Below are 24295 nucleotides of genomic sequence, written 5' to 3'. Positions count from 1 at the left end.
CAGGAGAGCGGCCCCGAAGGCCCCAACGAGCAATTTTTTCATTTGGTGTTTCACGGCATGATCCCCTTGGCCTGGTTGTATTCGGCAATACGGCGCTGCAGCCGGACCCGGCTCATCGCGGCGCGACGTTGTGCGGTCAGTTGACGTGTCTGGACGCGGAGCAGATCGGTCAGCCCGAACTCGCCCAGCGAGTAGCCCCGGCGGGCCAGGGCGAGGCTTTCGTCGGCAAGATCCCGGTGGGCCCGGGCCTGTTCGAGTTCCGTCCGTGCCGCAGCGAGTGCCTCTTCGGCCTGGGCAACCGTGAGGCGGATCTGACGCTCCGTCAGGCGCGCGGTCGAACGGGCCTCGGCCAGGCGGACATTGGCGCGACCCTGCTCGGGTGCCCGCAGAGACTGCAACTGGATGGGCAGGGAAAGGGAGATGCCCACGCTGTCGACGGCATCGCGGCCGCTCTCTTCCCGGCGGATGTTCATGCCTACCGTCGGTTGCGATCGGCCACGTTCACGTACCACTGCGCGGTCGGCCTCGGCGGCCTGCACTTCGGCCTGAGCGGCGAGGAGGGCGGGGTGTTGCTGGAAGGCGATGGCGCCGGCGGGGGACTCGGTCCAGTCGGCGGGGCGCGTGGTCAGCCCGGTGACGCGGCGGTATTCCTCGGCGACCTGGGCTCGGTCGAGTTCCGCCTGGCGCAGCTCGGCCTGCCGTTGCAGGGTTTCCTCCCGGGCCAGGATCAGGTGGGTGCGCGGCACATCGCCGTAATCGAGGCGTTTTTTGATCTGTGCCTGCAGTTCCTCGGTGGTCGCGAGTGCCCGTTCTGCCAGTGTCACCTGTGCGTCGGCCTCGGCCAGGCGGGCGAGCAGTTGGCGGACCTGGCCGGTGATCTGCAGTCGCCAGGCGGTGGATTGCTGCTCGGTGGCCGAAAGCCGCCCCTCGGCCTGGCGCTCGGCGGCCGCCTGCAGCCCCGGGCGGCGCAGGGGGAGCGCGACCGATCCTTCCCATTCGCGCATGCCGGTGTCGCTACCGATCGCGTCGGTCTGGTGGGAGAAACCCAACGACGGCGGTCCGTCGAGTGGGTTTCCCGCGCGCTGGCCGAGTGCATCGGCGTATGCACGCTGCGCCTCGAACCGTCCGGTTTCGGGGCTGTGAGCCAGGGTGGCCGCCATCACCTCGGCCAGGCTCAGATCCGCATCGACGGCCAAGGTCTCCATGGCGTGGGCAGATGGCATCAGCCCGGTGAAGACGAGCAGGACCAGGCCAGATTGCAGGGCAGATTGAAGGCGTCGCATGACCATCTCCGGGTAAGGTATGCGTCGCATTGAATCAGGCGCGTCTGAATTCAGGCTGAACGCCTGTTTCTGATTGGGACGAACCGAAGGGGTACCGATACCGGTCGTTGCCGGGGGCGGGCGTGCGGCTGGAGACTCGGATTCGCCGAGGCTTCCCTTATCATGGCCGTGGCCAGTGGGCCGGCCCGCCGCGATCCTCGGAGGCGGCGGATCGAACTCGCTTTGGTGTGCGGGTTCACTTTTGGGGAGGCGTTGATGGCGCTCAAGATCATTGAAATCGTCGCGCCGGCCAGCGAGAAGGCCGCGATCGCCCGCATTGCCGATTCGCATGAGGTGGTCGACTGGTGGCGCACCTCGTCGTTCGAGGACGAGCGTTTCTCCACCGAACTGGTGGTGCGGCCCGAGGGGCAGCAGGAGGTGCTCGACGATCTGCAGCAGATACTCGATCGCTGCGAGGATGCGCGCATCATTATCCGCGGCGTGCAGGCGACCCTGCCGGCGGCCGGTGACGAGGAGGGCGAGGACGAGCCCAGGCGATCGGTGGCCGCGCGTTCGCGCGAGGAGCTTTACGCCGAGGTCGCCGGCGGCGGCAGCATTACATCGACCTACCTGCTGCTTTGCGGGCTATCGGCGGTGGTCGCCGCGATGGGCATGCTCGAGGACAGTGCGGCGGTGGTGATCGGGGCGATGGTGATCGCCCCATTGCTGGGGCCGAATCTCGCGCTGGCGTTGGGCACCACGCTCGGGGACCCCGATCTGTCCCGTCGCGCGATCGCGGCCAACTTTGCCGGGCTGGTCCTTTCGATCGGCCTGGCCCTGTTGATGGGGCTGGTGCTCGACCCGGTCGCCAACAGTCAACTGCTCGATCGAACGGACGTCAGCTACCCGGCCATGGTCCTGGCGCTGGCCTCGGGGGCGGCGGCGGTGCTCTCGCTGACGTCCGGGGCAGCGGCGGGCCTGGTCGGGGTGATGGTGGCCGTCGCCCTGATGCCGCCGGCGGCTGCCCTGGGGCTGTTCGTCGGCTGGGGGCAGTGGGACAATGCAATCGCCGCCAGCCTGATGCTGGCAATCAACATCGCGGCGATCAACCTCTCGGCCAAGCTGGTGTTCGTGCTCAAGGGCATCTCGCCGCGACACTGGCCGGAGAAGACCCGCGCTCGGCGCTCGCTGCGTTGGTCCTTCGTCTTCTGGGGCGTCTCGCTCGTCGTGCTCGGCGGGCTGATCTGGCTGGCGAAGTATTAGGGGCCCTCTACGCACATTGGCTCCCTTTAAAGTTCTTCACCCATCGTTTACGCATCACGAGGAAAATCGACCCGTGCAGGATTATCGTCAGGCCTTCGTTCAGTTTGCCGTGGAGCATCAGGCGCTCCGTTTCGGTGAGTTCACGCTCAAGTCCGGGCGTGTCAGCCCGTACTTCTTCAATGCCGGCGCGTTCGCCGACGGGCGGGCGCTGGCCGCACTGGGCGGGTTCTATGCCGATGCGATCCTGGACGCCGGCATCGAGTTCGACGTGTTGTTCGGCCCGGCCTACAAGGGCATTCCGCTGGCCGCGGCCACGGCGATGGCCCTGGCCGAGCGTACCGGCGAGCCGGTGCCGTGGTGCTTCAATCGCAAGGAGGCCAAGGATCATGGCGAGGGCGGCAACCTGGTCGGCGCGCCATTGGCAGGACGGGTGTTGATCATCGACGACGTGATCACCGCCGGTACGGCGATCCGTGAATCATTGGATCTGATCCGGGCGAACGACGCGACCGCGGTGGGGGTGGCCGTGATGATGGATCGTCAGGAGCGCGGGCAGGGCGAGCTCTCGGCGATCGGTGAGCTTAAGCGCGATCACGCGCTCGACGTCGTGGCGATTGCCAACCTGGATGGGTTGATCGAGTTCTGTGCCAACGACGCCACTCTGGCCCAGTCGGCCGAGGCGATGGCGGCCTATCGCCGCGAGTTCGGCGTGGCCGACTGAGATTGGGCGGTTGCCGCCACACAAAAAGAGGCCCCGCTGAAAAGCGGGGCCTCTTGCGTTCCGGCGGTGGCGCTGCGGGTAAACCCGCGTGCCACTAAACGGACGAGATCAGATCGACTTGATGCGATTGACCAGGGTCGACTTGCGACGCGCAGCGGTATTGCGCTTGAGAATGCCCTTGTTCACCATCCGGTCGAGGACCGGCTGGGCAGCACTGTAGGCTTGTTGCGCCTTTTCCGCATCACCGTCTTTCACGGCCGTGATGACGGCCTTGTAGGCGGTGCGTACCTGCGAGCGCATTGCCATGTTGTGCTGGCGGGCTTTCTCCGCCTGGCGAACGCGCTTTTTGGCTTGAGCGGTATTGGCCACGGGTAAACTCCTCGATTCGGCTATAAGGTCGGATGAGCTTGATGTAAATATCAATTCAAGGCGCGGGATTATGCCATACGGTCGGGGATAGTCAAGCAACCAACGACTAAGTGGGTGACGTCCCACCTCGGATGCTTGCCCACCTTTTCCCGGTGTCGTCCGTTCTTGGTCGACGGCGACCGCCGCGCCTGCGGTATCCTCCGCGTCATGGATCTCGCCCCCCCCAAACACCCCGAGACGCCGGTGTGCCCGGCCACGCCTGCCGGCCTCGTGACCGCCTGGACGGTGGTCGTGCCGGGGCCGTTTTTCGGTGGTTTCACCTATCATTTCGATCTCGCCGCCGGGCCGTTGCCCGCGCCCGGCGTGCGGGTGCGCGTGAAATTCGGTCAATCCGAGCGGGTGGCGGTGGTGCTCGAGCCGGCCGTGATCGATGAGCAGGAGACCCGGCCGATCCTCGAGGTGCTCGACGAGGCGCCGCTGCTGGATGCCGAGACGCTGGCGTGCCTGCGCTGGGCGGCGGCCTATTACCACCATCCGTTGGGTGACGTGGTGTTTGCCGCCTTGCCCAAGATCCTGCGAGGGGACCGGCGTCTCGAGGTCGAGGCACTGGCGCCGACCTCGGCCGGCCGGAGTGCATTGAGCGAGGGTAAGGCGCGGGGTGAGCGGCAACGAGAGGCGCTGGCGGCGCTGGCGGCATCGGAGCAACCCGTTCCCGCCGCGAGGCTGGGGCCAGCGGCGGTGCGCCGCCGGCTGGTGGAGAAGGGCTGGGCCGAGCCGACCCGGATCACCGCGCCTGCCGAGTGGCCCGTGCCGATCGAGCCGGGCGATGAGAGGGCGCCCGCACTCAACGATGAACAGACAGGCGCGGTCGAGGCCGTCGTCTCGGGCGGCGACGGCTTCCGGGCCTGGCTGCTCCACGGGGTGACCGGCAGTGGCAAGACCGAGGTCTATCTGGCCCTGATCGAGCGTGAGTTGGCCGCGGAGCGGCAGGTGCTGGTGGTGGTGCCCGAGATCTCGCTCACCCCGCAACTGATCGACCGTTTCGCACGGCGACTGGCGGTGCAGCCGGCCGTCCTGCATTCGGGGCTGGCCGACGGCGAGCGACTGGCCGCGTGGCGGGCGGTTGCCGCCGGCGCGGCCGGGCTGGTGATTGGGACGCGCTCGGCGGCCTTCGTGCCGTTGGCCCGGCCGGGCCTGATCGTGGTCGACGAGGAGCACGATGCCGCGCTCAAGCAGCAGGAGGGGTTTCTCTATCACGCCCGCGACGTGCTGGTCTGGCGGGCACGGCAACTGGCTATCCCCGTTCTATTAGGTTCGGCGACGCCGTCGCTGGAGAGTTTACGTCATGCCTGGGCGGGGCATTATCGCCACCTGCGCCTGACCGAACGGGCTACCGGGGCACGCATGCCCGCCATCCATTGCCTGGACGTGCGAGGCCAGACGATGGAAGCGGGGCTCTCGCCGGCCTTGTTCAGGGCGATCGAACGACACCTGCTCGATGGCGGCCAGGTGATGCTCTATCTCAACCGGCGGGGCTATGCCCCCAGCCTGGTCTGCCACGCCTGCGGTTATGTTGCCGGTTGCCCGCATTGCGATGCCTTTCTTACCTGGCACCGGCAGATCGGCCGGTTGCGCTGTCATCACTGCGGCTACGAGCAGGGGGTGCCGGCGGAGTGTCCGGCCTGCCAGGCGCCGCTTTCGGTGCGCGGATTGGGCACCGAGCAACTCGAGGATGTGCTGGCCGCGCGTTTCCCGGGCTTCGGCATCGTGCGGCTGGACCGGGATGCCACCGCCGGCAAGGGCGTGATGGCCGAGAGTCTCGCGCGCATTGCCCGGGGCGAGGCCCGGCTGGTGGTGGGCACGCAGATGCTGGTCAAGGGGCACGATTTCCCCGGGGTGACCCTGGTGGGCGTGGTCAATGCCGACCAGGCGCTGTTCGCCGCGGATTTTCGCGGCCCCGAGCGGTTCGCCCAGTCGTTGCTGCAGGTGGCTGGACGTGCCGGGCGGGCCGAGCGTCCGGGCGAGGTGCTGGTGCAGACCCACGATCCCGATCACCCGGTGCTGCGCCAGTTGCTGGCCGAGGACTACGAGGCGGTGATGGCCGCCCAGCTTACCGAGCGCGAGCAGGCCGAGTTGCCGCCGACGCGCTTTGCCGGGCTGATCCGAGCGGATGCACCGCAAGCGGATACCGCACGTGCCTTCCTGACCAAGGTCGCCGAGGAGCTGCGCGAAGGTTTCGGCGAGGAATTGTCCGTCTGGGGGCCGGTGCCGGCCCCACTGGCGCGTCGGGCCGGGCGGTATCGGTTCCAGCTGTTACTGCTGGCCAGGGTGCGCAGCACCCTGCACCGCGCCCTGTGGCAGGTGGACGATTCGGTCGGCAGCCGTCGGCTGGCTGGACGGCTGCGCTGGTCGATCGATGTCGACCCGATCGATCTGGCCTAGATCGATCGGGCCTAGGGAGAGTGGCCCGACGCAACGCGCGCCGCGTGGGGCCAGGCGACTACTCGCCGTGCCGTCCTGACGTGGCCGCCGGTACACCGGCGACGACGCGCCTTGATCACGCAGGCCCGGGTGGCATCGGATTCGTGCAGACCTTCCCTCTCTGCAGGCCGATTGCAGTGCATTACACTATGGGGCCCCCTTTTTGTCTGGAGAATAGCGACGTGAAGAAGATCGAAGCGATTATCAAGCCGTTTCGGCTCGACGATGTGCGTACCGCCCTGATGGACCTGGGCATCAATGGCCTGACTGCCACCGAGGTCAAGGGTTTCGGCCGGCAGAAGGGTCACACCGAGCTTTATCGCGGTGCCGAGTACGTGGTCGATTTCCTACCCAAGGTGAAGCTCGAGGTGGTCGTCAGCGACGATCAGGAAGACCCGGTTGTCGATGCCATCGTCAAGGCCGCCTATTCGGGCAAGATCGGCGACGGTAAGATCTTCGTTTCGCCAGTGGGGCGTGCGGTGCGCATCCGCACCAGCGAGGAGAACGAGGACGCGCTCTAACGCGCTGTCTGGATCAGGCGATCGAGGCGATAGGGTGTCGGGTCGACGGCCGTCGGGCGGTCGGCCATGCGATCGGCGAGCAGATCGGCGGTGGCCGGGGCCATCGCCAGTCCATTGCGAAAGCCGCCGGTATTGACCCACAGCCCGGCAATCGAAGGGTGCTCTCCCAGCAGCGGGAGCTCGTCGCTTGAACCGGGCCGCAGACCGGCCCAGCGATGCGTGATTTCTGCCCCGTCCAGTTGCGGCCAAAGCCGGCAGGCGTGAGCGTGCAGCCGGGCCTGCGCCTCGGCATCCACCGTCTTGTCGAAACCGGCGTATTCCACCGTCGAGCCCACCACCACCGAGCCGTCCCGGCGCGGGATCAGGTAGACGCCATTCTCCATCAGGATACGGTCGAGGCCGTTCTGCGGCCGGGGTTCCAGGCGCAGCATCTGCCCGCGAACCGGGAATAGGCTGCCGGCTGCCAGGCCCGGAATCAGCGCCTCGCTCCAGGCGCCTGCCGTGATCACCACCCGGTCGGCGTGCAAATCGCCTTCGCTGGTGGCCACCCCGGTGACGCGGCCCTCACTCAGCAACAGCCCGTTGGCCGCGCATTGCTCGCGCAGTCCAATACCGCGTGCGCGCACCGTATCGATCAGGGCGTCGAGCAGATAAGGGTTGCGCACGTTGGCCACCTCGGGCAGCCACAACGCCTCACCGTGCCCGATCTCTTGCCGTCGCCACTGGTGGGCGATGCCGGCCGATGTGAGCGTTGCGCTGATCGAGTCAACGCTCTCGCCTTCGCCGATCGGGTCGAGGATTTCCATGCCGGTGACCCAGCGCTCGGGATCGATGCCGGAGTCGAGCGAGGCGAGCAGGTCGGGGTAACGGCGCATGCCCTCGGCGGCGAGGGCCAGTACGGGCTGGGGGTAGCGCCAGGCGTACAGCGGGCAGAGGATGCCGCCGCCGGCCCAGGAGGCCTCGGTGCCAGCGCGATGGCGATCGAGTACGGCCACGCTGGCGCCGTCCCGCTGCAGGGCGAGCGCGCTGGTCAGGCCGGCAATGCCGGCACCGACGACGATGATGTCGAAGCGGGTCGAGCTCACGGGAGGATCATGCCATCTGGCGGCCGCTGCCGGACATGGCCCGATCGCCGCCTCGGCGGAATCAGGCGGGGTTGCCAACAGCCCCGTGGGGCACGGGCGTGTGGCGGGCGGCGTCCGGGAAAACTGGAGCGGGTGAAGGGAATCGAACCCTCGTCTTAAGCTTGGGAAGCTTCTGCTCTACCATTGAGCTACACCCGCAGGAGTCGAGGATTATCGTGGTCCGTCGGGGCAAACGCAAGCCACGTTGATCAGTCCAGCGGCGGCAGTTCGTTGCTGTCCGACTTGTCGCTCTTGATGCCGCTGGAGTCGGCTGCCGCGGCCTTGAGTTCGTCCTGGCCACTGCCGAAGCTCATCAGCCATTCCATGTTGCTGCGACTGTCGGCATTCTCCAGCGCCTCGTTGCGCGATATCAGGCCTTTTTTGAAGAGTTCCAAGACCGACATGTCGAATGTCATGGACCCGCTGGAGGCATTCTTCTCCATGGATTCCTTGATCGCGTCGACCTCGCCGCGCTTGATCAGGTCGGAGACCAATGGGGTGTTGACCAGGATTTCCACCGCCGGTAGTCGCTTGCCACCACTGCCGATGATCAGGCGCTGCGAAATGATCGCCTTGAGGTTCATCGATAGGTCCATCAGCAACTGGTCGCGCGATTCGGACGGGAAGAAGCGGATGATGCGATCGAGTGCCTGGTTGGCGTTGGTCGCATGGAGGGTGCTGATGCACAGGTGGCCGGTGTCGGCATAGGCCAGCGCGTGTTCCATGGTCGCGCGGTCGCGCACCTCGCCGATCATGATTACGTCCGGTGCCTCGCGGAGGGCCTCCTTGAGTGCCGCGGCGTACGAGCGGGTATCGACCCCCACCTCGCGCTGGTTGACCACCGAATTGCGGTGCTTGAAGGCGAATTCCATCGGGTCCTCAACCGTGAGGATATGCCCGGGGCGCGTTTCGGCGCGATGGTCGATCATGGCGGCCAGCGTGGTGGACTTGCCCGAGCCGGTCGCGCCGACGACCAAAATCAGTCCGCGGCGCTCGACGATCAGGTCCTCGACCACCATCGGCAGGTTGAGGTCGGCCGCACGCGGAATTTCCGCCTGGATGTAGCGGATCACCAGCGACCACTCGCCACGCTGCATGAACACGTTCATCCGGAAACGGCCGGTGCCCGGACGTGACAGCGCGACGTTGAGCTCGAGATTCTCGAGGAAATCGTCGATCTGGTGCTGGTTGAGCACCGAGCGGGCCAGCTCCTCGACCTGGCCGGCGCGCAACCGGTCCTTGCCGATAAAGCGCATCTCGCCCTGGATCTTGATCGCGGGCGTAGTGCCGCTGGAGAAGTACAGGTCGGAGCCTTCCTTGTCGGCGAGCAGCTTCAGGTAGGGGTCGAGGCTCGGTTCGCTCATGGGGCGGGGTCCTTTTCAGGTCGCGGATCGGGTGGCGGCACTGCGTCTTGCCTCTGGAGGCCTGGCGATCCGCAGGGGTCGTCGATGATTTTCCAGGCCTTCCCTCAGTCGGATTCGACCTTGAGATCGTCTTCGGCGCCGTCCTCGCGGCTCTTGGGTAGACCGCGCTTGCTGTCGAGCTTGATGCGCAGTCGCAGATCGTTGACCGAGTCGGCCTTGCTGATGACTTCGTCGTAGTCGGCCTGGTGGCTGTCGTAGAGGTCGAACAGGGCCTGGTCGAATGTCTGCATGCCGAGCTCGCGCGAACGCTTCATCACTTCCTTGATCTCGGAGACATTGCCCTTGAAGATCAGGTCGCCGAGCAGGGGGGTGTTGATCAGCACTTCCACGGCCGGAACGCGCCCTTCACCGTCCGGCTTGCGCAAGAGACGCTGCGAGATCACCGACTTGAGGTTGAGCGACAGGTCCATCAACAATTGCTGGCGCCGTTCTTCGGGGAAGAAGTTGATGATGCGATCCAGTGCCTGGTTGGTGTTGTTCGCGTGCAGCGTGGCCAGGCACAAATGCCCGGTCTCGGCGAAGGCGATGGCGTGGTCCATGGTCTCGCGATCGCGGATCTCGCCGATCAGGATCACGTCGGGGGCCTGGCGCAGGGTGTTTTTCAGCGCCGCGCCAAAGGACTCGGTATCCACGCCCACCTCGCGCTGGGTGACCAGGCAACCCTTGTGCTTGTGGACGAACTCGATCGGGTCTTCGATGGTCACGATGTGACCGCGCGAATTCTCGTTGCGATAGTCGAGCATCGCGGCCAGCGAGGTGGACTTGCCCGAGCTGGTGGCGCCGACGAAGATCACCAGGCCTCGGGGCGTCATCGCGATCTCGCCCAGTATGTCGGGGAGCTTGAGTTCGTCGAAGTTGGGGATTTCCGAGCGGATCATCCGCAGCACCATGCCTTCGCTGCCACGCTGCATGAACGCGTTGACACGAAAGCGCGCTACCCCCGGCAGGGCGATGGCGAAGTTTGACTCGTGGGATTCCTCGAACTGGGCCACCTGCTTGTCCGTCATGATCGAGCGGACCAGCATCTGGGTGTTTTCCACCGAGAGTTTCTGGTCGGTCAGATGGACGACCTTGCCGTCGATCTTGGCCGAGGGTGGCGCACCGACGGTGACGAACAGGTCGGAGGCGTCGCGCTCGACCGAACGTTTGAGGAGGGCCTGTACGTAGTTGGCTGCTTGCTGACGGTCCATCGAGAATTCCCGGCTTGCGTTGTCCGCCCGGCCGCCCTGGCTGGCCGGCGTGGATGAGGTATTCAGGCGAGGCGTGAGCTCTTCAAGAGCTTCCCTTCGCGGCATCGGCGTGATCCGATCGCCAAACGATTGCCTCGGGGATTGCCCCAGGCGCGTGACGCCTTAACCCAGGCGCGTTACGCGTTACCTGAAGTCTTCTTTGTTCTTTGCCCGTCCGCGCGCATGGTCCTTGGAGATGACACCGCGGGTGACCAGCTGCTTGAGATTCTGGTCGAGCGTCTGCATCCCCTGTGCCTGGCCGGTCTGGATCGACGAGTACATCTGCGCGACCTTGTTCTCGCGGATCAGGTTGCGGATCGCCGGTGTGCCCAGCATGATCTCATGGGCCGCGACGCGCCCGCCGCTGATCTTCTTGAGGAGGGTCTGCGAGATGACCGCGCGCAGGGATTCCGAGAGCATCGCCCGCACCATGTCCTTTTCCGCCGAAGGGAAAACGTCGATGATCCGGTCGATGGTCTTGGCCGCCGAGTTGGTGTGCAGCGTGCCGAAGACCAGGTGGCCGGTTTCTGCCGCGGTCAGGGCCAGGCGGATGGTCTCCAGGTCACGCAGCTCACCGACCAGGACGACGTCCGGATCTTCGCGCAGCGCCGAGCGCAATGCGGCGTTGAAGCTGTGGGTGTCGCGATGGACCTCGCGCTGGTTGACCAGGCACTTCTTGGAGTCGTGGACGAATTCGATCGGGTCCTCGACCGTGAGGATATGGTCGTTACGATGGTCGTTGACGTAGTCGACCATAGCCGCGAGCGTCGTCGACTTGCCCGAACCGGTCGGGCCGGTGACCAACACGATGCCGTTGGGGTAGTCGCACAGCTCCTGGAAGACCTTCGGCGCGTCAAGCTGTTCGAGGGTGAGGACCTTGCTGGGGATGGTGCGGAAGACCGCACTCGCGCCCCGGTTCTGGTTGAATGCGTTGACACGGAAGCGGGCATGCCCGCGCAGTTCGAAGGAGAAGTCGACCTCGAGGTTGTCCTCGTACTCCTTGCGCTGCCGGTCGTTCATGATGTCGTACACCATGGAGTGGACCTGCTTGTGGTCCATCACCGGCACGTTGACCTTGCGGATGTCGCCGTCGATGCGCACGCGGGGCTGCTCGCCGGCCGAGAGATGGAGGTCCGATGCCCCGTTTTTGACGGTGAACATCAGCAGGGAGTCGATATCTCGAGATTCGGCCATGCGATCGTCCTTTGCGGGGAAGGCCCCGTGAAAAGTCCATTGGTGGTGCCTGTCGAGGGCCCGGAGCGCCGCAGTGACGCGGCTCGGCCTTCGTTGCAGACAAGGTAAAACGAACACGCACAAGGTGCAAGATGGGAAATCGAGAAAGCGCATACCACGGCATCCGCGCGCGCATCGAAGCGGCGAGTGCCGATCGGCCCGGCGATTCGGGTGAAGTAACGTTGGTGGCCGTCAGCAAACGCCAGCCGGCCGAGGCCATCCGCGCGCTGGACGAGCTGGGGCAGCAGGACTTCGGCGAGAATTACCTGCAGGAAGCGATCGACAAGCAGCCCGAGCTGGCCGACCTGTCGTTGACCTGGCATTTCATCGGCCCGATCCAGTCGAACAAGACCCGCGCGATCGCCGCTCATTTCGACTGGGTGCACAGTGTCGATCGCGCCAAGATCGCGCGCCGACTGGGCGAGCAGCGCGATCCGGTGATGGGCCCGCTAAACGTGCTGATCCAGGTCAATGTCGACGGTGAGGCGAGCAAATCCGGGGCCGATCCGGCCGATGTGCCCGATATCGTCTCTGCGTGTGCCGAGTACCCGACGCTGTGCCTGCGCGGCCTGATGTGTATTCCGCGACCGGGGAATACCGCGGCCTTCGCTCAACTCGCGGCGCTCAACGCGTCACTGGCCGAACCGTTGCCCGACCTGTCGATGGGGATGAGCGGCGATTTCGAGGCGGCGATTGCCGAGGGGGCGACCGTCGTGCGGGTGGGCACGGCGCTGTTCGGGCCGCGCGATTCCTGAGGGGCGGCGGCCGGCGGTTGCCATTCGTGTTATTTTTCTGGGTTCTGGATTCACGCACATAGGGCAGGTGAGACAATGAATGCCTCGCGGATAGCTTTCATCGGTGGCGGCAATATGGCCGCCGCACTCATTGGCGGCATGCTCAAGGACGCGCCGTCCGACGCCAGGCCGTCGATCGTGGTCGCCGAGCCGGATGCCGATCGGCGACGTGCCCTGGGCGAGCAGCTCGGGGCGGAGACGACCGAGGACAACCACGCGGCCATCGAGGGCGCCCAACTGGTGGTGCTGGCGGTCAAGCCGCAGGTGATGCAGATGATCGCCGAAGACTTGGCCCCTTATTTGGCGGCGGGGCAGCTGGTGGTCTCGATTGCCGCGGGCATCCCGGTCGCCGCCCTGGCCCGATGGCTCAACGGTCACGCCGCGATCGTGCGCGCCATGCCCAACACCCCGTCGATGGTCGGCTGTGGTGCGACCGGGCTGTTCGCCGCCGAGGCGGTCAGTCGCGAACAGCACAACGATGCCGAATCGCTGATGCGGGCGGTCGGCGTGGTGCAGTGGCTCGATGCCGAATCGCAGATTGACGAGGTCACGGCGCTGTCCGGCAGTGGCCCCGCCTACGTCTTCTACGTGATGGAGTCGATGCAGGCCGCGGCCGAAGACATGGGCATGGCGCCGGACGTGGCGCGGCTGCTGACCTTGGAGACCGTGTTCGGTGCGGCCAAGCTGGCGCTGGCGGCGGACGACTCGCCGGCCGAGTTGCGCCGCCGGGTCTGTTCGCCGGGCGGGACCACCGAGCGGGCGATCGCGGCGCTGGACGAGTCGGGCGTGCGCGAAGCTTTCGCCCGGGCGATTCGTGCCTCGCGTGACCGCAGCCGGGAGCTGGCGGCCGATGTCAGTGATCGCGCGGCCGAGTGAACCGGTCGATTGAGCCGGGCGTTTTCGGGCTGGCCTGCCGGCCCCAACCATCAACCTGTCGAGTAGTTCTGCATGAGCGGTAGTTTCGGGGATCCGAGCGTTTTTCTGGTCCGGGTGCTTTTCGAACTGGTGGCCTTCGTCGCCTTCATCCGGTATTTCCTGCAACTGTTCCGGGCGAACTTCTACAACCCGGTGAGCCAGGCGATCGTCAAGATCACCGATCCGGTGCTCAACCCCCTGCGCACGGTGATCAAGCCGGTCGGTCGCCACGACCTGGCCGCGCTGGTATTCGGTGTCGTGATGGTGGCCCTGATGGTCTGGGCGATTACCGCGATGCAGGGTGTCGGCATGACCGGCACCGGCGTGTTGATCGGTACGATCTATTTCACCTTTCTGACGGTGACCAACCTGTTCTTCTGGACGGTGTTGCTGCGGGCGGTGGCGTCCTGGCTGGGCAATGACCGCTCGCCTGGCGTGGCCTTCCTCGCCGATCTCACCGACCCGGTGGTCGATCCCATCCGGCGCGTACTGCCGCCGATCGGCGGGATCGATCTCTCGCCGCTGGCCGTGTTGCTGATTATCCAGGTGGCCCAGATGGTGGTCGGCAACCTGTTGATGGGCTGAACGCCAAGAGGACGTTGATGAGCGAATCCACCGCAAAGAAATCGTCGCTTGACGGCACAACGCACCAGCCGAGTTCGGTCGGGTTGGTCGAGCCGCAGGCCGCGCACATCGACACGCCGTTGCTGCTCGACTGTGGTCGCCGGATCGAGGAATACGAACTGGTCTACGAGACCTACGGCGAGCTCAACGAGCGCGCCGACAATGCCGTGCTCATCTGCCATGCGCTGTCCGGGGACCATCATGCCGCCGGTCGTCACCGCCCCGAGGACCGCAAGCCGGGCTGGTGGGATACCGCCATCGGCCCGGGCAAGCCGATTGATACCGATCGGTTCTTCGTCGTCTGCGTGAACAATCTGGGTGGTTGCAAGGGTTCGACCGGGCCGTTGTCCACCAACCCGGAGACGGGGCGACCGTACGGCCCGGACTTTCCCATCCTCACCGTGCGCGACTGGGTCAACAGCCAGCACGCGCTGATGCGGCGGCTCGGCATCTCCCGCTGGGCGGCGGTTGCTGGCGGCAGTCTCGGTGGCATGCAGGTGATGCAGTGGGCGATCAGCTATCCCGAGGCGATCGCCCACGCGGTCGTCATCGCCGCGGCGCCGAAGCTCTCGGCGCAGAACATCGCCTTCAACGAGGTCGCGCGTCAGGCGATCATCACCGACCCGGACTTCCACGACGGGCGCTACGCCGAGCATGGGGCGATCCCGCGGCGCGGCCTGATGCTCGCCCGGATGCTGGGGCACATCACCTATCTGTCCGATGACGCCATGCGGGCCAAGTTCGGTCGTGAGCTGCGTTCGGGCAAGGTGCAGTACGGCTTCGATGTCGAGTTCCAGGTCGAATCCTACCTGCGCTACCAGGGCACGAGTTTCGTCGACCGCTTCGACGCCAATACCTACCTCTTGATGACCAAGGCGCTGGACTACTTCGACCCGGCCGCCGAGGCCGACGACGATCTGGCCACCGCGCTGGCGCCAGCGACCGCCCGCTTCCTGGTGGTGTCGTTCACCTCCGACTGGCGCTTCTCGCCGGTGCGCTCGAAGGAGATCGTCCGCGCGCTGCTGGCCACCGGCAAGTCGGTCTCCTATGCCGAGGTCGAGGCGCATCAGGGACACGATGCCTTCCTGATGCCGATTCCCTATTATCACCAGGTCTTGCGTGGTTATTTCGACAATATTGCCCGCCGCATGACCGAGGACGCCGGCACCGAGGAGGGTTACGCATGAATCGCCCCGACTGGGATATCGTCACCGGCTGGATTGGTGAAGGCGCCGGCGTGCTCGACCTGGGCTGTGGCGACGGCGCGTTGTTGCGCCATCTGATCGCCGAGCGCTCGGTGCGCGGGGTGGGCATGGAGGTCGATGACGAGCGCGTCGCCCGCGGCGTGGCGGCCGACCTGAACATCGTCCAGGCGGACCTCGACGACGGCATCCGCGATTGGTTTGGTCGGCACAGCTTCGATTACGTGCTGGTCAGTCAGACCATCCAGGCCATTCGCCACCCCGAGCGCCTGCTCGGGGAGATGCTCGATATTGCCTCGGAGGGCATCGTCACCTTCCCCAACATGGGCTACTGGCGCAATCGCTGGCAGCTGGGGGTGCAGGGGATGATGCCGACCACCAAGGCGTTGCCCAATCCCTGGTACAACACGCCCAACATTCACCTCTGCACCCTGCGCGACTTCGAGTCGCTCTGCGAGGGGTTGGGCATCGAGATCCTCGACCGGGCCGTGGTCGACCAGAATCGCCGCAGCTCACCGCTGCTGCGGGCGCTACCCCACTGGTTTGGCGAGCACGCGATCTATCGCATCCGCAAGCGGGTGGTCTGAGCGCACCCCGAGAAACGGCTTGAGCCACCCGATTGCCGCCATGCGTCCGGAATGGCATTCCGGTCATTCCGTCACTCGCGCGACCGGCGTCGGTCCTTATGCCTTTACAGCGCGGTGCACGGTGTAGGTCTTGCCCTGCTTGATCTTCTCGTAGTTGCCGAACTGTTCTTTCATCGTGCGCTTGAAGTACTCGCGCAGGCCGTTGATCGACACGAACCAGACCTCGCCACCGCGGTTGAGGCCCCGCCAGGTGTCGAACAGCATGATCTGCCACATCTCCTTGCCTACCTTGGCCGGGACGTTCGAGTAGAGCCGATCGAATTTCTCGCCATCCACTGCCGACAGGCCGTTCGACAACCGGGCCTCGGCGTTTTCCAGCCGATTGCGGCCCAGGTTGCCCTGGGCGTAATCGATCGCGACGAAATCCTTGTCCAGCAAAATCACGTGGCCATCCGGGCAGGCCTTGGCCATGGTGGCCCCGATGGGGCCGTAGCCGCATCCTAGATCAACGATGCTGCTGCCGGCTGGCGGAATCGGGGTGTGCTCGAGCAGCAGGCGGGTGCCGGCGTCCACCTCGCGTGGGGAGAACAGTCCCCAGGTGGAATGCAGGGTCAGGCGCTGGCCGAGCAGTTCGCAGTCGAGAATCTGGTCGCGACGCAGGGCGGCGATGGTTTTGGCGTTGGGCGCTGGGTTCATGCGGGGCGCTAGGCTCATGCGGTGTGATCGCTTGACGTGGTGGTGGGTTAATGAGCGGTTCGGCAGGCCCGGCACAGGCCGCGCAGTTCGATTACCGCCGAGCGGGGCGCAAAGCCCGTCTGGTTGGCGAGGTCGTCGAGGGCGGCATGCACGGCCGGGTTGTCCTCCTCGAGGATGTCGCCGCATTGATCGCAGATCAGCAGGATGGCCTGGTGCGGCTCCTGGGGGTGCTCGCAGCCGACGAAGGCATTGAGGCTCTCGATGCGGTGGATCAGGCCCTGCTCGAGCAGGAAGTCCAGCGCCCGGTAGACCGTGGGGGGCTTGACCTGCTCGCCGTGCTTCGAGAGACGCTCGATCAGGTCATAGGCCTTGGTGGCCTCGTGGTTGGACCATACCTCGCGCAGCACGTCGCGCCGAATCGGCGTCAGGCGCGCGCCGGAGTGGGCGCAAATCGCCTCGGCGCGGGCGAGGGCATCGTCGATGCACTGGTCGTGATGGGCGCAGGACATGAATTCGCCGCTATCTGGAATCAATGAGGCATCATAGTGTAGTGGCCCGGCATCGAGGACAGAAGCAAACCTGACGCCGGATCAACAATATCGATCGCCACAACGTTGAAATTTCGGGTCACGGCGATCATTATTTAGAGACAGCTAATAAACATGGCCTGCTCGCCCCCTCCGGATCGGCCCAGTCGAACGGCCGGCCCGGCGTGAGGTCCCCGAAGGCGAAAGCGGGCACACCGGAGGAAAAGGCAATGGAATTCAAAGAGCAGTTCCAGGTAACGCGCCGTCGTTTTTTGCGCAACATCGGGGTCACCGCCGGCCTCGCCGCCGCGCCCCTGTCGTGGTCCTCGCGTGTGTTCGCCGAGGAAAAACTGGTGATCGAAGGGCCGCCGATGCCGGATATCCCGGCCACCGAGATCACCGAGAACGTCTACATGATCGTCTCGCCCTGGGGGTTCCCCTCCGAGGAGAACCAGGGAATGATGAGCAACATCACCTTCGCCATCACCGAGAAGGGTGTCGTGGTGATCGACAGCGGCGCCTCCTTGCAGATTGGTCGCATGGCCTTGCGCCAGATCCGAGAAATCACCGAAAAGCCCATTGCAGCGGTCTTCAACACGCACTACCACGGTGATCACTGGCTGGGTAACCACGCCTTCGTCAACGAGAACCCGGACGTGCCGATCTACGCGCACGAGAAGACCGCCTCGGCCATTCGCACCAACCAGGGCGAATTCTGGGTCAGCCTGATGGAACGCTCCACGGGTAACGCGATCGAGGGCACCGTGGTGACACCGCCGAACAAGGTGGTTGGCCATGGCGACGAGATTGATTTCGGCGACCTCACGATTCGCGTGCATTTCTACGGCACCGCGCATACCCCGTCGGATATCAGCCTCGAGCTGGTGGAAGAGCGGATCGTTCACGTTGGCGACATCGCGATGAACAATCGCATCGCCTACATGGACGACGGCAGCTTCCTCGGGACCTTCAAGGCGTTCGATGCCCTTGAGCAGAACGTGCCGGATGCGTTCTGGATTCCGGCCCACGGCTTTCCGGCCTACGATCTGCTCGAGCACAATCGCATCTTCTTTCAGGGCATCTACGAGTCTGCCGAGAAGGCCGTCGAGGAGATGGCCGGCCCGAGTCAGGCGAAAGCGTATGCACTGGAGGACGAGCGGGTGCAGTACTACGCCCCGGTAACCAACGGTTTCGATCAGAATATCGGCAAGTACGCCTCGCTCGCGTTTCTCGAGGCCGAAGCGGCTGCCTTCTAAGGGGGTGTCACCCGGGCGGGGTGACCCGCCCACTGACAGTTGATATCGATAGGCTCGCTGGATTGGCGGGTCTTTCAGGATTTTTAATTGCTGATTCAAGGAGGTCCAGCAGGGAATGTCTTGCCAAGTTAGGCCGTTATGGCCCCCCTTTATCGCCGGCATCGTGCTCGGCCTGGTCGTTTTGCTCACCTTCGTGCTGGTGGGCAACGGCATGGGCTCTTCCGGTGCCTTCGCCCGCGTGGCCACCGAGATCGGTCTTCAGGTCGCACCCGAGGCCACTCGTGAGAACGCCTACCTCGGTGGCATGGCGCAGGGAAATCCGCTCGCGGCATGGATCGTGGTCGCCGCCATCGGCACCCTGATCGGCGCGATCCTCGCGTCGGTTTCCTCCGGGCGGTTCCGGGTCAAGGTCGATCGCGGTTCCGGCCGGATCGGGGTCGCGCCGCGCCTGCTGCTCGCCCTGGGTGGCGGCCTGCTGGCCGGCTTCGGTTCGCGGCTGGCGGCTGGCTGCACCAGTGGCGTCGGCCTTTCCAATACCGCCATGCTGGGCGTGGCGGGCTTCGTCTTCCTGGTCGTGTTCTTCGTGGTCGGGATATTGATCAGTCTGTTGATGCGGAGGGTCTGGTAATGGATTACGGCATCGCGGGTACCGCACTGGCCACCGGCTTGTTGTTCGGCTTCGTGCTCGAGCAGGCCGGTTTTGGCTCCCCCTGCAAACTTACCGCCCAGTTTCGCCTCACCGACTGGTCGGTGTTCAAGGTCATGTTCACGGCCATCATCGTCGCGGCGATCGGCATCCTGTTGCTGCAGCTGAACAACACCTTCGGCGCACAGGGTTTCTTCGTTGCCGAAACGTATCTCTGGGGCACCGTGCTGGGGGCCGTGTTGATCGGCGCCGGTTTCGCCATTGGTGGCTACTGTCCCGGCACCTCCGTGGTCGGGTTCGGTAGTGGCCGGATCGACGGACTGATATTCATGCTTGGCATGGTGATCGGTGTCTGGGCCTTCGCCGGCGTCTACGACAGCGATTTCATCCAGGCCGCGGTCAACGGGATGCAGGTATCGGCTCGCACCGTGCCGGAATTGCTGGGTGTCTCGCCGTGGCTGGTGGTGGTCGCGATGCTGCTGGTGTTGGCGGGTGGTTTCTTTGCCGGTCGCGCGCTCGAGCAGCGTAGCCAGGGTGTTTACAGCGCCGAGGACATCACCGAGGGGCGTGACCCCGGCAACCATGATGAACTCGGCCGCGACCTGGGTCGCGAGGCCAGCGCCGCGCGCCGCACCGACGACGATTGAGCCGCCGAGGCTTCGCGATTTCGCGGACCGGCCGACGGCCGCCCGCCCTTATTCAGAGGAGAATGATCAGATGGAATCGAAGAAGATCGCCCGACAGGCCCGCGCCCGCCGCGCGCTCAAGTTGTCCGTGCCGGCCATGGCGTTCACCGTGGGCGCCTCGCTTGCCGCGACCACCATGCTGCCGCTGTCGGCCGCGGCGCAGACCCGGGGTGGCAATCCATGCGCTCCCTCCGCGCGTGGCGGCAACCCCTGTGCCCCGTCGTCCCGTGGGGGGAATCCTTGCGCCTCGTCGGCGCGAGGTGGCAATCCCTGCGCGCCCTCGGCTCGGGGAGGCAACCCTTGTGCACCATCGGCTCGGGGCGGCAACCCCTGCGCACCGTCGGCTCGCGGTGGTAATCCCTGTGCGCCATCGGCCCGAGGTGGCAACCCCTGTGCGCCGGCCGCTCGTGGTGGCAATCCCTGCGCCCCAGCCGCTCGGGGAGGTAATCCCTGTGCGCCGGCAGCCCGAGGCGGCAACCCTTGCGCCCCGGCGGGGCGTGGCAGCAACCCCTGCGCACCGGGCGGTCAGTGATCGAGTGCCGCTCACGGTCTGAGATGTCTCGATGAATGACGCCCCGTCCCATCGGTTGCCCGAGGACTGGCTTGATGCCGGTCTGGCGGCCATTGATGAATGGGGGTCGATCCAGGCGGCGCTTGCCGCCGACAACCAGACCGTGCTTACCGAATTGTTCCGGGATCACCCGGAAGACGGCTTCGACTACTGGGCGCATTTTCCCCCCGACGATGCTCGAGACCCGGTTAGCGCGGCCCGTTTTTACTATCACGCGCATGAACCGGCTGAGTGGACGCTGGCCGAACACGGCCATTTTCACCTCTTCATTGCCGATGACGACGAGCCGGACTTCGCTCACGTGGTCGCGGTATCGATGGACAGTCAGGGGCGTGCGCGGCGGTTGTTCACCACCAACGCCTGGGTGACCGGTGAAACGGTTCGCTCGGCCACTGAGCTGCTGGCGCGATTGCCGAACGCTTTCGAGATCAACCGGTCTCGTCCGTCGTGGCTGGTGGGGCGGTGGTTGACGGCCCTGGTGGCGCTGCTGATGCCACAGATTCGCGAGTTGCTCGAGGCGCGCGATCGCGCCTTGACGACCGATGCCGGCGAGTGGCCTGATCCGGAGGTGCTGGCGGATCGAGACCGGCATGTCTTGAGCGAATGCCCGCTGGACATGGGCGCCATACGGGCCGAGTGGTCGCGGCGCCTCGAGGCCATGCAATCCCAATTGGTTTTCCCGCCCGGCTGAGGGCGGCTTTTCCGACGCCACTTGGTGTCGTTTGTTGATGCACGAAGAAGGAGTTGAGTCATATGGAATTCAAGCGGTTTCTCGCTGTTCCCGCCGGGGCGGCCGCCCTGGCCATCGCGCAAGGGGCCTGGGCACTGGATGTGCCGGGTCCGGTAGTTGACCCGCAGTGGCTGAATGACAACCTCGAGCAGGTCACCGTTCTCCAGATTGCCGGGTCGGAAAAGGCGTTTGCCATGGCGCCGAAGTACGAGAAGGTCGAGGGGAAGAAAGTCGTTTCCGTCGTCTCCGGTCACGTGCCGGGTGCCCAATTCGTCGATTGGGGCAAGGTGCGCGTCGAGCGCATGGAAAACGGCAAGAAGGTCGGCAAGCTGATCCCCGAAAAGGCCGACTTCGAATCCTTCGTCCAGGCCCTGGGCGTGGACAAGGACGACACGGTCGTGATCGTGCCGTTGGGCCTGTCCGGCTCCGACTTCACCAAGGCCACCCGCCTGTACTGGCAGATGAAGTACTTCGGTCATGACGACATGGCCATCCTGGACGGTGGTCTGGCCAACTGGCTGGCGGCAGGTTTTGATGCCGGCACCGGGCAGTCGGAGAAGATGGATGCGGGTGACTGGGTAGCGACCGACGAGCGTGACGAGATCCTCGCCACCTATGCCGAGACGCGCGAGGCAGCGGACTCGAACGGCGGCGGTATCCAGCTGCTGGATGCCCGCCCACCGAACCAGTACCTGGGCGTGTTCAGCAAGTCCAAGACCGTGCCCGGCCACCTGCCCGGCGCCAAGAACGTGCCGACCAGCGTGCTCGTGCGGGCCGATGGTGCGGCGGCCAATTTCCTGCCGGCGTCCAGCTATCGCTCGATCATGGAATTCAAGGACATCGATCCGAGTGGCGCGGCGATCGCGTATTGCAACTCGGGCAACCTGGCTTCCGGCGTGTGGTTCGTCGCAAGCGAAATCATGGGCAATGATGACGTCGCGTTGTACGACGGCTCCATGAAGGAATACGGCATGTATGTCGACGATGGAGCGACCTCGGTCAACCCGGCGCAGCTCTACTGATCCACCAATGCCTCACGATCCGACAACCCCGCCGACCGGCGGGGTTTTTTGTGTGGGGCAGTGCTCATCGAAAGACGGCGACCTGCGTCGCGCGCCGAGGTGTTCGACGTCGGTTGATCCCACCGCTGACGAGATGACGTTGCCAGTGGTCCCCGCGGCAGGTGACGAGATCAGCGTATACACTCGTGGAGGTCAACACGACAGAGCAAGGAGGTTGGGCCTATGAGTACCTGGGTAGTGGTTGCCGATGAGGCTCGGGCGCGTTTTCTCGCGGTCCGTGACAACAGTGGCGCGTATCGCGGCAGTGAGATCCACCCCTCCAGCCGTCCCGCGCCCAAGGGAGAGCTTGAGGAGGTGGTTTCGTTGTCCAATTCCGCGGCCCGATTGGCAGAATCGGACTTGGAGACCGATCGGCCGGGCTCGACCACCGACCGCAAGGGCGACGCCATGCATGCCTACGAACCGGCCAACAGCGCGCGTGACGTGGAAGCCAAGCGCTTCGCCCGAGGAGTAATCGCCGAATTGGATCAGGCCCTGCAGAAGGGGCGGGTGGAGCGGTTCTACCTGATGGCCGCGCCCAGCTTTCTCGGTTTGCTGCGCGAGGAGATGGGAAAGGGGCTTCAGGCCAAACTGGTAGCCGATCAGGCCAAGGATTTCTCGGCTCGGTCGCCGGAGGAAATTCGTGCCGCCTTGCCAGAACGCCTGTGAGTTGGATTCGCACCGGTTTACAGACCATTTCCCGAACCAGGAGAGCGGCGCATGTTTCTCAAGCGCAAGGATAACGACAACATGATCGAGATCATCGATCTGGAAACCCTCGCTGACCCGGCCTTGCCGAGCGTGATGGGCCGGCAGCACGCGGGCGAGGAAATGCAGGACGAGGAAAGCGTCGAAAAAGCCGATCTCGAGTTTCCGTCTGGCGAGCCATTGCCCCGCTGCTGGATCGACCTGCACTGGCGAGAAGACTGACGCGCGCGCCAGCCCCAATCAGCCAGCTTCAAATCAGCCAGCTTCAAATTAGAAAGGCCGCCGATCTTTGATCTGGCGGCCTTCGTCTTTTCCAGGGCTGTTCGGGGGGCGGGTGTGTGGGTGACTCAGGGCAGCAACCACAGCGTGAGCGACAACAGCAGGCTGGCGATTGCGCTACCGATCACCGGCAGCATCATCAGGCCGGCAAGCGCCTCGCGGCGGGCGAGTTGCCACCCGGTCCAGATCAGGGTCGCCAGCCAGGCGATCGCGAGCAACAGCGCAATCAGGGATTGGCCCGCGTCGAGCAGCACCACGATGATCAGTGGCAGGATAAGCGCCGCCCACAGCCCGACATGCTCCAGGCCCCGGTGCGGTGTCGTGATCGAAGCGGCGTAGGCAAAGGCCGCCCAGGCAAGCAGGAAGGCAAACCCCATGGCACCGGTCAACGGGGAGGCGGGCAGCGTGCGCGCACTCTCGGCGCCGGGCTGATGTAGATCGGCACCGACCCACATCAGCAGGACGGCTACGGCCAGGCTGGCGATCATCCACAGCGCAAGGGCAGGGCGGTTGACGGTCGGTTCGCTCATAGGATGTTTCTCCCGGATTGAGTTGGCTGTGTCACGTTGGCCGAGTTCAAGCCCTGATCATGTCCCGGATCGTGACGCGCGAGGGGGCAGTGGACATACCGTGGGCTGGCCGATCTTCCTCACTCGGAAGAGCTCGGCACAGGTGTTGTTGCCGGTGGCGTTAATGCCGGGCATCGGGTAAAGATAGCAGGGGCAACCACAGGCGTCAGGCGGGCGCCTGCCTTGATATGCCGGCTGCATGCGGCTGCGGTTAAGTCGACTACACTCTGGCACGGATGGCAAAATTTGCCGTCCGTGCCACCGCGGTAATCGGGGACAAAAGGAGGCTCGGGATGCACGTTTTAATCACTGGCGGCGCCGGTTTCATCGGCTCGCATCTGGTTGACCATCACCTCGCCCAGGGTGATTTGGTCCATGTCGTCGATAACCTCAGTACCGGGTCACGCGATAACCTTGCCACCCACTTTGACTCTCCGTATTTCCGTTTTACCGAGGCCGACATCGTCACCTGGTCCGGGTTGTCTGAGTCTGTCGGCTGGGCCGATCGTGTTTACCACCTGGCCGCCGTGGTCGGGGTTTTCCGGGTGCTCGAACAGCCCATTGGCGTGATGGCAACCAATATCGCGGGCTGCGAACGCCTGCTGCGTGCGGTCGATCGCTGCGGTTGGAAGCCGCAGGTGCTGGTGACGTCGAGCTCCGAGGTCTATGGTCCCCGTACCGACCCCCGGCTCTCCGAGGATATGGATCTGATCATCCAGCCAGAGGCGCCGCCACGCTGGAACTACGCCATCAGCAAGCTTGCCGACGAGGCGTTCGCCTTGTCCTACGCACGTGTGAAGGACATCCCGGTGACGGT

The 24295-nt window shown here is 65.1% G+C and carries 27 protein-coding genes and 1 tRNA gene; 17 read left to right on the top strand and 11 right to left on the bottom strand.

What is annotated here, in order from left to right:
* Positions 1-50: 50 nt before the first annotated feature.
* Positions 51-1283, bottom strand: a complete 1233-nt coding sequence (locus ABGV18_RS05335) for a TolC family protein (RefSeq protein ID WP_396585135.1) — start codon at positions 1281-1283, stop codon at positions 51-53.
* Between the two features lie 255 nt (positions 1284-1538).
* On the opposite strand from ABGV18_RS05335, the gene ABGV18_RS05330 reads away from it, so the two are divergent.
* Together ABGV18_RS05330 and pyrE are read left to right on the top strand one after the other, a co-directional pair.
* Positions 1539-2525 carry a TIGR00341 family protein gene (locus ABGV18_RS05330; RefSeq protein WP_396585134.1) on the top strand — a complete coding sequence of 329 codons (987 nt, stop codon included), beginning with the start codon at positions 1539-1541 and terminating at the stop codon, positions 2523-2525.
* A gap of 73 nt (positions 2526-2598) precedes the next feature.
* Positions 2599-3246, top strand: a complete 648-nt coding sequence (pyrE, locus tag ABGV18_RS05325; protein WP_396585133.1) for an orotate phosphoribosyltransferase — start codon at positions 2599-2601, stop codon at positions 3244-3246.
* A 108-nt stretch (positions 3247-3354) separates the two neighbouring features.
* On the opposite strand, the gene rpsT is transcribed toward pyrE, so the two are convergent.
* Complete coding sequence (gene rpsT / locus ABGV18_RS05320) at positions 3355-3615, bottom strand: 30S ribosomal protein S20 (RefSeq protein ID WP_396581319.1); 261 nt, start codon at positions 3613-3615, stop codon at positions 3355-3357.
* Between the two features lie 207 nt (positions 3616-3822).
* Here rpsT and ABGV18_RS05315 point away from each other — a divergent pair, with 207 nt between their 5' ends.
* Positions 3823-6057 (top strand): primosomal protein N', encoded by a 2235-nt coding sequence (locus ABGV18_RS05315; protein ID WP_396585132.1) that lies wholly within the window; start codon positions 3823-3825, stop codon positions 6055-6057.
* Positions 6058-6278: 221 nt separating this feature from the next.
* Entirely contained in the window at positions 6279-6617 is a 339-nt protein-coding gene (locus tag ABGV18_RS05310; protein ID WP_125199332.1) for a P-II family nitrogen regulator, read from the top strand.
* On the opposite strand, the gene thiO is transcribed toward ABGV18_RS05310, so the two are convergent.
* The 5 genes from thiO to ABGV18_RS05285 all read right to left on the bottom strand — a co-directional run bounded on the left by thiO (position 6614) and on the right by ABGV18_RS05285 (position 11588).
* Positions 6614-7702 (bottom strand): glycine oxidase ThiO, encoded by a 1089-nt coding sequence (thiO, locus tag ABGV18_RS05305; RefSeq protein ID WP_396585131.1) that lies wholly within the window; start codon positions 7700-7702, stop codon positions 6614-6616. The two genes, ABGV18_RS05310 and thiO, sit on opposite strands and share 4 nt — an antisense overlap.
* 124 nt (positions 7703-7826) lie before the next feature.
* Positions 7827-7900 (bottom strand) — tRNA-Gly (locus ABGV18_RS05300).
* A gap of 50 nt (positions 7901-7950) precedes the next feature.
* Complete coding sequence (locus tag ABGV18_RS05295; protein WP_396581316.1) at positions 7951-9105, bottom strand: PilT/PilU family type 4a pilus ATPase; 1155 nt, start codon at positions 9103-9105, stop codon at positions 7951-7953.
* 104 nt (positions 9106-9209) lie between these two features.
* Positions 9210-10355 carry a PilT/PilU family type 4a pilus ATPase gene (locus tag ABGV18_RS05290; RefSeq protein WP_396585130.1) on the bottom strand — a complete coding sequence of 382 codons (1146 nt, stop codon included), beginning with the start codon at positions 10353-10355 and terminating at the stop codon, positions 9210-9212.
* Positions 10356-10538: 183 nt separating this feature from the next.
* Complete coding sequence (locus ABGV18_RS05285) at positions 10539-11588, bottom strand: PilT/PilU family type 4a pilus ATPase (protein ID WP_396585129.1); 1050 nt, start codon at positions 11586-11588, stop codon at positions 10539-10541.
* Between the two features lie 131 nt (positions 11589-11719).
* Between ABGV18_RS05285 and ABGV18_RS05280 the strand changes: the two genes are divergently transcribed.
* The 5 genes from ABGV18_RS05280 to metW all read left to right on the top strand — a co-directional run bounded on the left by ABGV18_RS05280 (position 11720) and on the right by metW (position 15749).
* A complete protein-coding gene (locus tag ABGV18_RS05280) occupies positions 11720-12382 on the top strand; it encodes a YggS family pyridoxal phosphate-dependent enzyme (RefSeq protein ID WP_396585128.1) in 663 nt (220 codons plus the stop codon).
* 75 nt (positions 12383-12457) lie between these two features.
* Complete coding sequence (proC, locus tag ABGV18_RS05275; RefSeq protein ID WP_396585127.1) at positions 12458-13297, top strand: pyrroline-5-carboxylate reductase; 840 nt, start codon at positions 12458-12460, stop codon at positions 13295-13297.
* A gap of 72 nt (positions 13298-13369) precedes the next feature.
* Positions 13370-13921: a YggT family protein gene (locus ABGV18_RS05270; protein WP_396585126.1), complete on the top strand. Its 552-nt coding sequence runs from the start codon at positions 13370-13372 to the stop codon at positions 13919-13921.
* Between the two features lie 17 nt (positions 13922-13938).
* Positions 13939-15147: a homoserine O-succinyltransferase MetX gene (gene metX / locus ABGV18_RS05265; RefSeq protein WP_396585125.1), complete on the top strand. Its 1209-nt coding sequence runs from the start codon at positions 13939-13941 to the stop codon at positions 15145-15147.
* A complete protein-coding gene (metW, locus tag ABGV18_RS05260) occupies positions 15144-15749 on the top strand; it encodes a methionine biosynthesis protein MetW (RefSeq protein ID WP_396585124.1) in 606 nt (201 codons plus the stop codon). Before metX ends, metW begins: the two co-directional genes overlap by 4 nt.
* A 96-nt stretch (positions 15750-15845) precedes the next feature.
* On the opposite strand, the gene ABGV18_RS05255 is transcribed toward metW, so the two are convergent.
* Both ABGV18_RS05255 and ABGV18_RS05250 read right to left on the bottom strand, forming a co-directional pair.
* Positions 15846-16463, bottom strand: coding sequence for a methyltransferase (locus ABGV18_RS05255; RefSeq protein ID WP_396585123.1), 618 nt, complete (start codon positions 16461-16463; stop codon positions 15846-15848).
* Between the two features lie 29 nt (positions 16464-16492).
* On the bottom strand, positions 16493-16954 hold the full coding sequence (locus ABGV18_RS05250; RefSeq protein ID WP_396585182.1) for a transcriptional repressor: 462 nt from the start codon (positions 16952-16954) through the stop codon (positions 16493-16495).
* 248 nt (positions 16955-17202) lie between these two features.
* Between ABGV18_RS05250 and ABGV18_RS05245 the strand changes: the two genes are divergently transcribed.
* From ABGV18_RS05245 to ABGV18_RS05235, 3 genes are all read left to right on the top strand, one after another.
* On the top strand, positions 17203-18228 hold the full coding sequence (locus ABGV18_RS05245; protein WP_396585122.1) for an MBL fold metallo-hydrolase: 1026 nt from the start codon (positions 17203-17205) through the stop codon (positions 18226-18228).
* Positions 18229-18343: 115 nt separating this feature from the next.
* The gene (locus ABGV18_RS05240; RefSeq protein WP_396585121.1) at positions 18344-18856 is read left to right on the top strand and encodes a YeeE/YedE thiosulfate transporter family protein; all 513 of its coding nucleotides are present in this window, start codon (positions 18344-18346) and stop codon (positions 18854-18856) included.
* A complete protein-coding gene (locus tag ABGV18_RS05235; RefSeq protein ID WP_396585120.1) occupies positions 18856-19521 on the top strand; it encodes a DUF6691 family protein in 666 nt (221 codons plus the stop codon). The genes ABGV18_RS05240 and ABGV18_RS05235 overlap by 1 nt, the downstream gene beginning before the upstream one ends.
* 66 nt (positions 19522-19587) lie before the next feature.
* Here ABGV18_RS05235 and ABGV18_RS05230 read toward each other — a convergent pair whose 3' ends face one another.
* Positions 19588-19737 (bottom strand): hypothetical protein, encoded by a 150-nt coding sequence (locus ABGV18_RS05230; protein WP_396585119.1) that lies wholly within the window; start codon positions 19735-19737, stop codon positions 19588-19590.
* A gap of 386 nt (positions 19738-20123) precedes the next feature.
* Between ABGV18_RS05230 and ABGV18_RS05225 the strand changes: the two genes are divergently transcribed.
* The 4 genes from ABGV18_RS05225 to ABGV18_RS05210 all read left to right on the top strand — a co-directional run bounded on the left by ABGV18_RS05225 (position 20124) and on the right by ABGV18_RS05210 (position 22852).
* Positions 20124-20822: a DUF6969 family protein gene (locus ABGV18_RS05225; protein WP_396585118.1), complete on the top strand. Its 699-nt coding sequence runs from the start codon at positions 20124-20126 to the stop codon at positions 20820-20822.
* 62 nt (positions 20823-20884) lie between these two features.
* Positions 20885-21883 (top strand): rhodanese-like domain-containing protein, encoded by a 999-nt coding sequence (locus ABGV18_RS05220; RefSeq protein WP_396585117.1) that lies wholly within the window; start codon positions 20885-20887, stop codon positions 21881-21883.
* 222 nt (positions 21884-22105) lie between these two features.
* Positions 22106-22591: a host attachment protein gene (locus ABGV18_RS05215; RefSeq protein ID WP_396585116.1), complete on the top strand. Its 486-nt coding sequence runs from the start codon at positions 22106-22108 to the stop codon at positions 22589-22591.
* A 51-nt stretch (positions 22592-22642) separates the two neighbouring features.
* On the top strand, positions 22643-22852 hold the full coding sequence (locus ABGV18_RS05210) for an acetyltransferase (RefSeq protein WP_396585115.1): 210 nt from the start codon (positions 22643-22645) through the stop codon (positions 22850-22852).
* Between the two features lie 125 nt (positions 22853-22977).
* Here the strand turns inward: ABGV18_RS05210 and ABGV18_RS05205 are convergent, their stop codons facing one another.
* Positions 22978-23439, bottom strand: coding sequence for a hypothetical protein (locus ABGV18_RS05205; protein WP_396585114.1), 462 nt, complete (start codon positions 23437-23439; stop codon positions 22978-22980).
* Between the two features lie 275 nt (positions 23440-23714).
* Here ABGV18_RS05205 and ABGV18_RS05200 point away from each other — a divergent pair.
* A partial coding sequence (locus ABGV18_RS05200) for an NAD-dependent epimerase/dehydratase family protein (RefSeq protein ID WP_396585113.1) occupies positions 23715-24295 on the top strand: 581 nt, incomplete at its 3' end.

It is taken from the genome of Guyparkeria halopsychrophila, from assembly GCF_044582135.1.
GTDB lineage: Bacteria > Pseudomonadota > Gammaproteobacteria > Halothiobacillales > Halothiobacillaceae > Guyparkeria.
The sequence above is the reverse complement of the archived record's forward strand: the minus strand, read 5'-3'. Positions and strand labels throughout refer to the sequence as shown.

Bases quoted from the DNA above. Each gene is read 5' to 3' on its own strand.
- ABGV18_RS05335 (WP_396585135.1), bottom strand. From the start codon at position 1,283: ATGCGACGCCTTCAATCTGCCCTGCAATCTGGCCTGGTCCTGCTCGTC.
- ABGV18_RS05330 (WP_396585134.1), top strand. From the start codon at position 1,539: ATGGCGCTCAAGATCATTGAAATCGTCGCGCCGGCCAGCGAGAAGGCC.
- ABGV18_RS05315 (WP_396585132.1), top strand. From the start codon at position 3,823: ATGGATCTCGCCCCCCCCAAACACCCCGAGACGCCGGTGTGCCCGGCC.
- ABGV18_RS05295 (WP_396581316.1), bottom strand. From the start codon at position 9,105: ATGAGCGAACCGAGCCTCGACCCCTACCTGAAGCTGCTCGCCGACAAG.
- ABGV18_RS05290 (WP_396585130.1), bottom strand. From the start codon at position 10,355: ATGGACCGTCAGCAAGCAGCCAACTACGTACAGGCCCTCCTCAAACGT.
- ABGV18_RS05285 (WP_396585129.1), bottom strand. From the start codon at position 11,588: ATGGCCGAATCTCGAGATATCGACTCCCTGCTGATGTTCACCGTCAAA.
- ABGV18_RS05280 (WP_396585128.1), top strand. From the start codon at position 11,720: ATGGGAAATCGAGAAAGCGCATACCACGGCATCCGCGCGCGCATCGAA.
- proC (WP_396585127.1), top strand. From the start codon at position 12,458: ATGAATGCCTCGCGGATAGCTTTCATCGGTGGCGGCAATATGGCCGCC.
- ABGV18_RS05270 (WP_396585126.1), top strand. From the start codon at position 13,370: ATGAGCGGTAGTTTCGGGGATCCGAGCGTTTTTCTGGTCCGGGTGCTT.
- metX (WP_396585125.1), top strand. From the start codon at position 13,939: ATGAGCGAATCCACCGCAAAGAAATCGTCGCTTGACGGCACAACGCAC.
- metW (WP_396585124.1), top strand. From the start codon at position 15,144: ATGAATCGCCCCGACTGGGATATCGTCACCGGCTGGATTGGTGAAGGC.
- ABGV18_RS05255 (WP_396585123.1), bottom strand. From the start codon at position 16,463: ATGAGCCTAGCGCCCCGCATGAACCCAGCGCCCAACGCCAAAACCATC.
- ABGV18_RS05250 (WP_396585182.1), bottom strand. From the start codon at position 16,954: ATGTCCTGCGCCCATCACGACCAGTGCATCGACGATGCCCTCGCCCGC.
- ABGV18_RS05245 (WP_396585122.1), top strand. From the start codon at position 17,203: ATGGAATTCAAAGAGCAGTTCCAGGTAACGCGCCGTCGTTTTTTGCGC.
- ABGV18_RS05240 (WP_396585121.1), top strand. From the start codon at position 18,344: ATGTCTTGCCAAGTTAGGCCGTTATGGCCCCCCTTTATCGCCGGCATC.
- ABGV18_RS05235 (WP_396585120.1), top strand. From the start codon at position 18,856: ATGGATTACGGCATCGCGGGTACCGCACTGGCCACCGGCTTGTTGTTC.
- ABGV18_RS05225 (WP_396585118.1), top strand. From the start codon at position 20,124: ATGAATGACGCCCCGTCCCATCGGTTGCCCGAGGACTGGCTTGATGCC.
- ABGV18_RS05220 (WP_396585117.1), top strand. From the start codon at position 20,885: ATGGAATTCAAGCGGTTTCTCGCTGTTCCCGCCGGGGCGGCCGCCCTG.
- ABGV18_RS05215 (WP_396585116.1), top strand. From the start codon at position 22,106: ATGAGTACCTGGGTAGTGGTTGCCGATGAGGCTCGGGCGCGTTTTCTC.
- ABGV18_RS05210 (WP_396585115.1), top strand. From the start codon at position 22,643: ATGTTTCTCAAGCGCAAGGATAACGACAACATGATCGAGATCATCGAT.
- ABGV18_RS05205 (WP_396585114.1), bottom strand. From the start codon at position 23,439: ATGAGCGAACCGACCGTCAACCGCCCTGCCCTTGCGCTGTGGATGATC.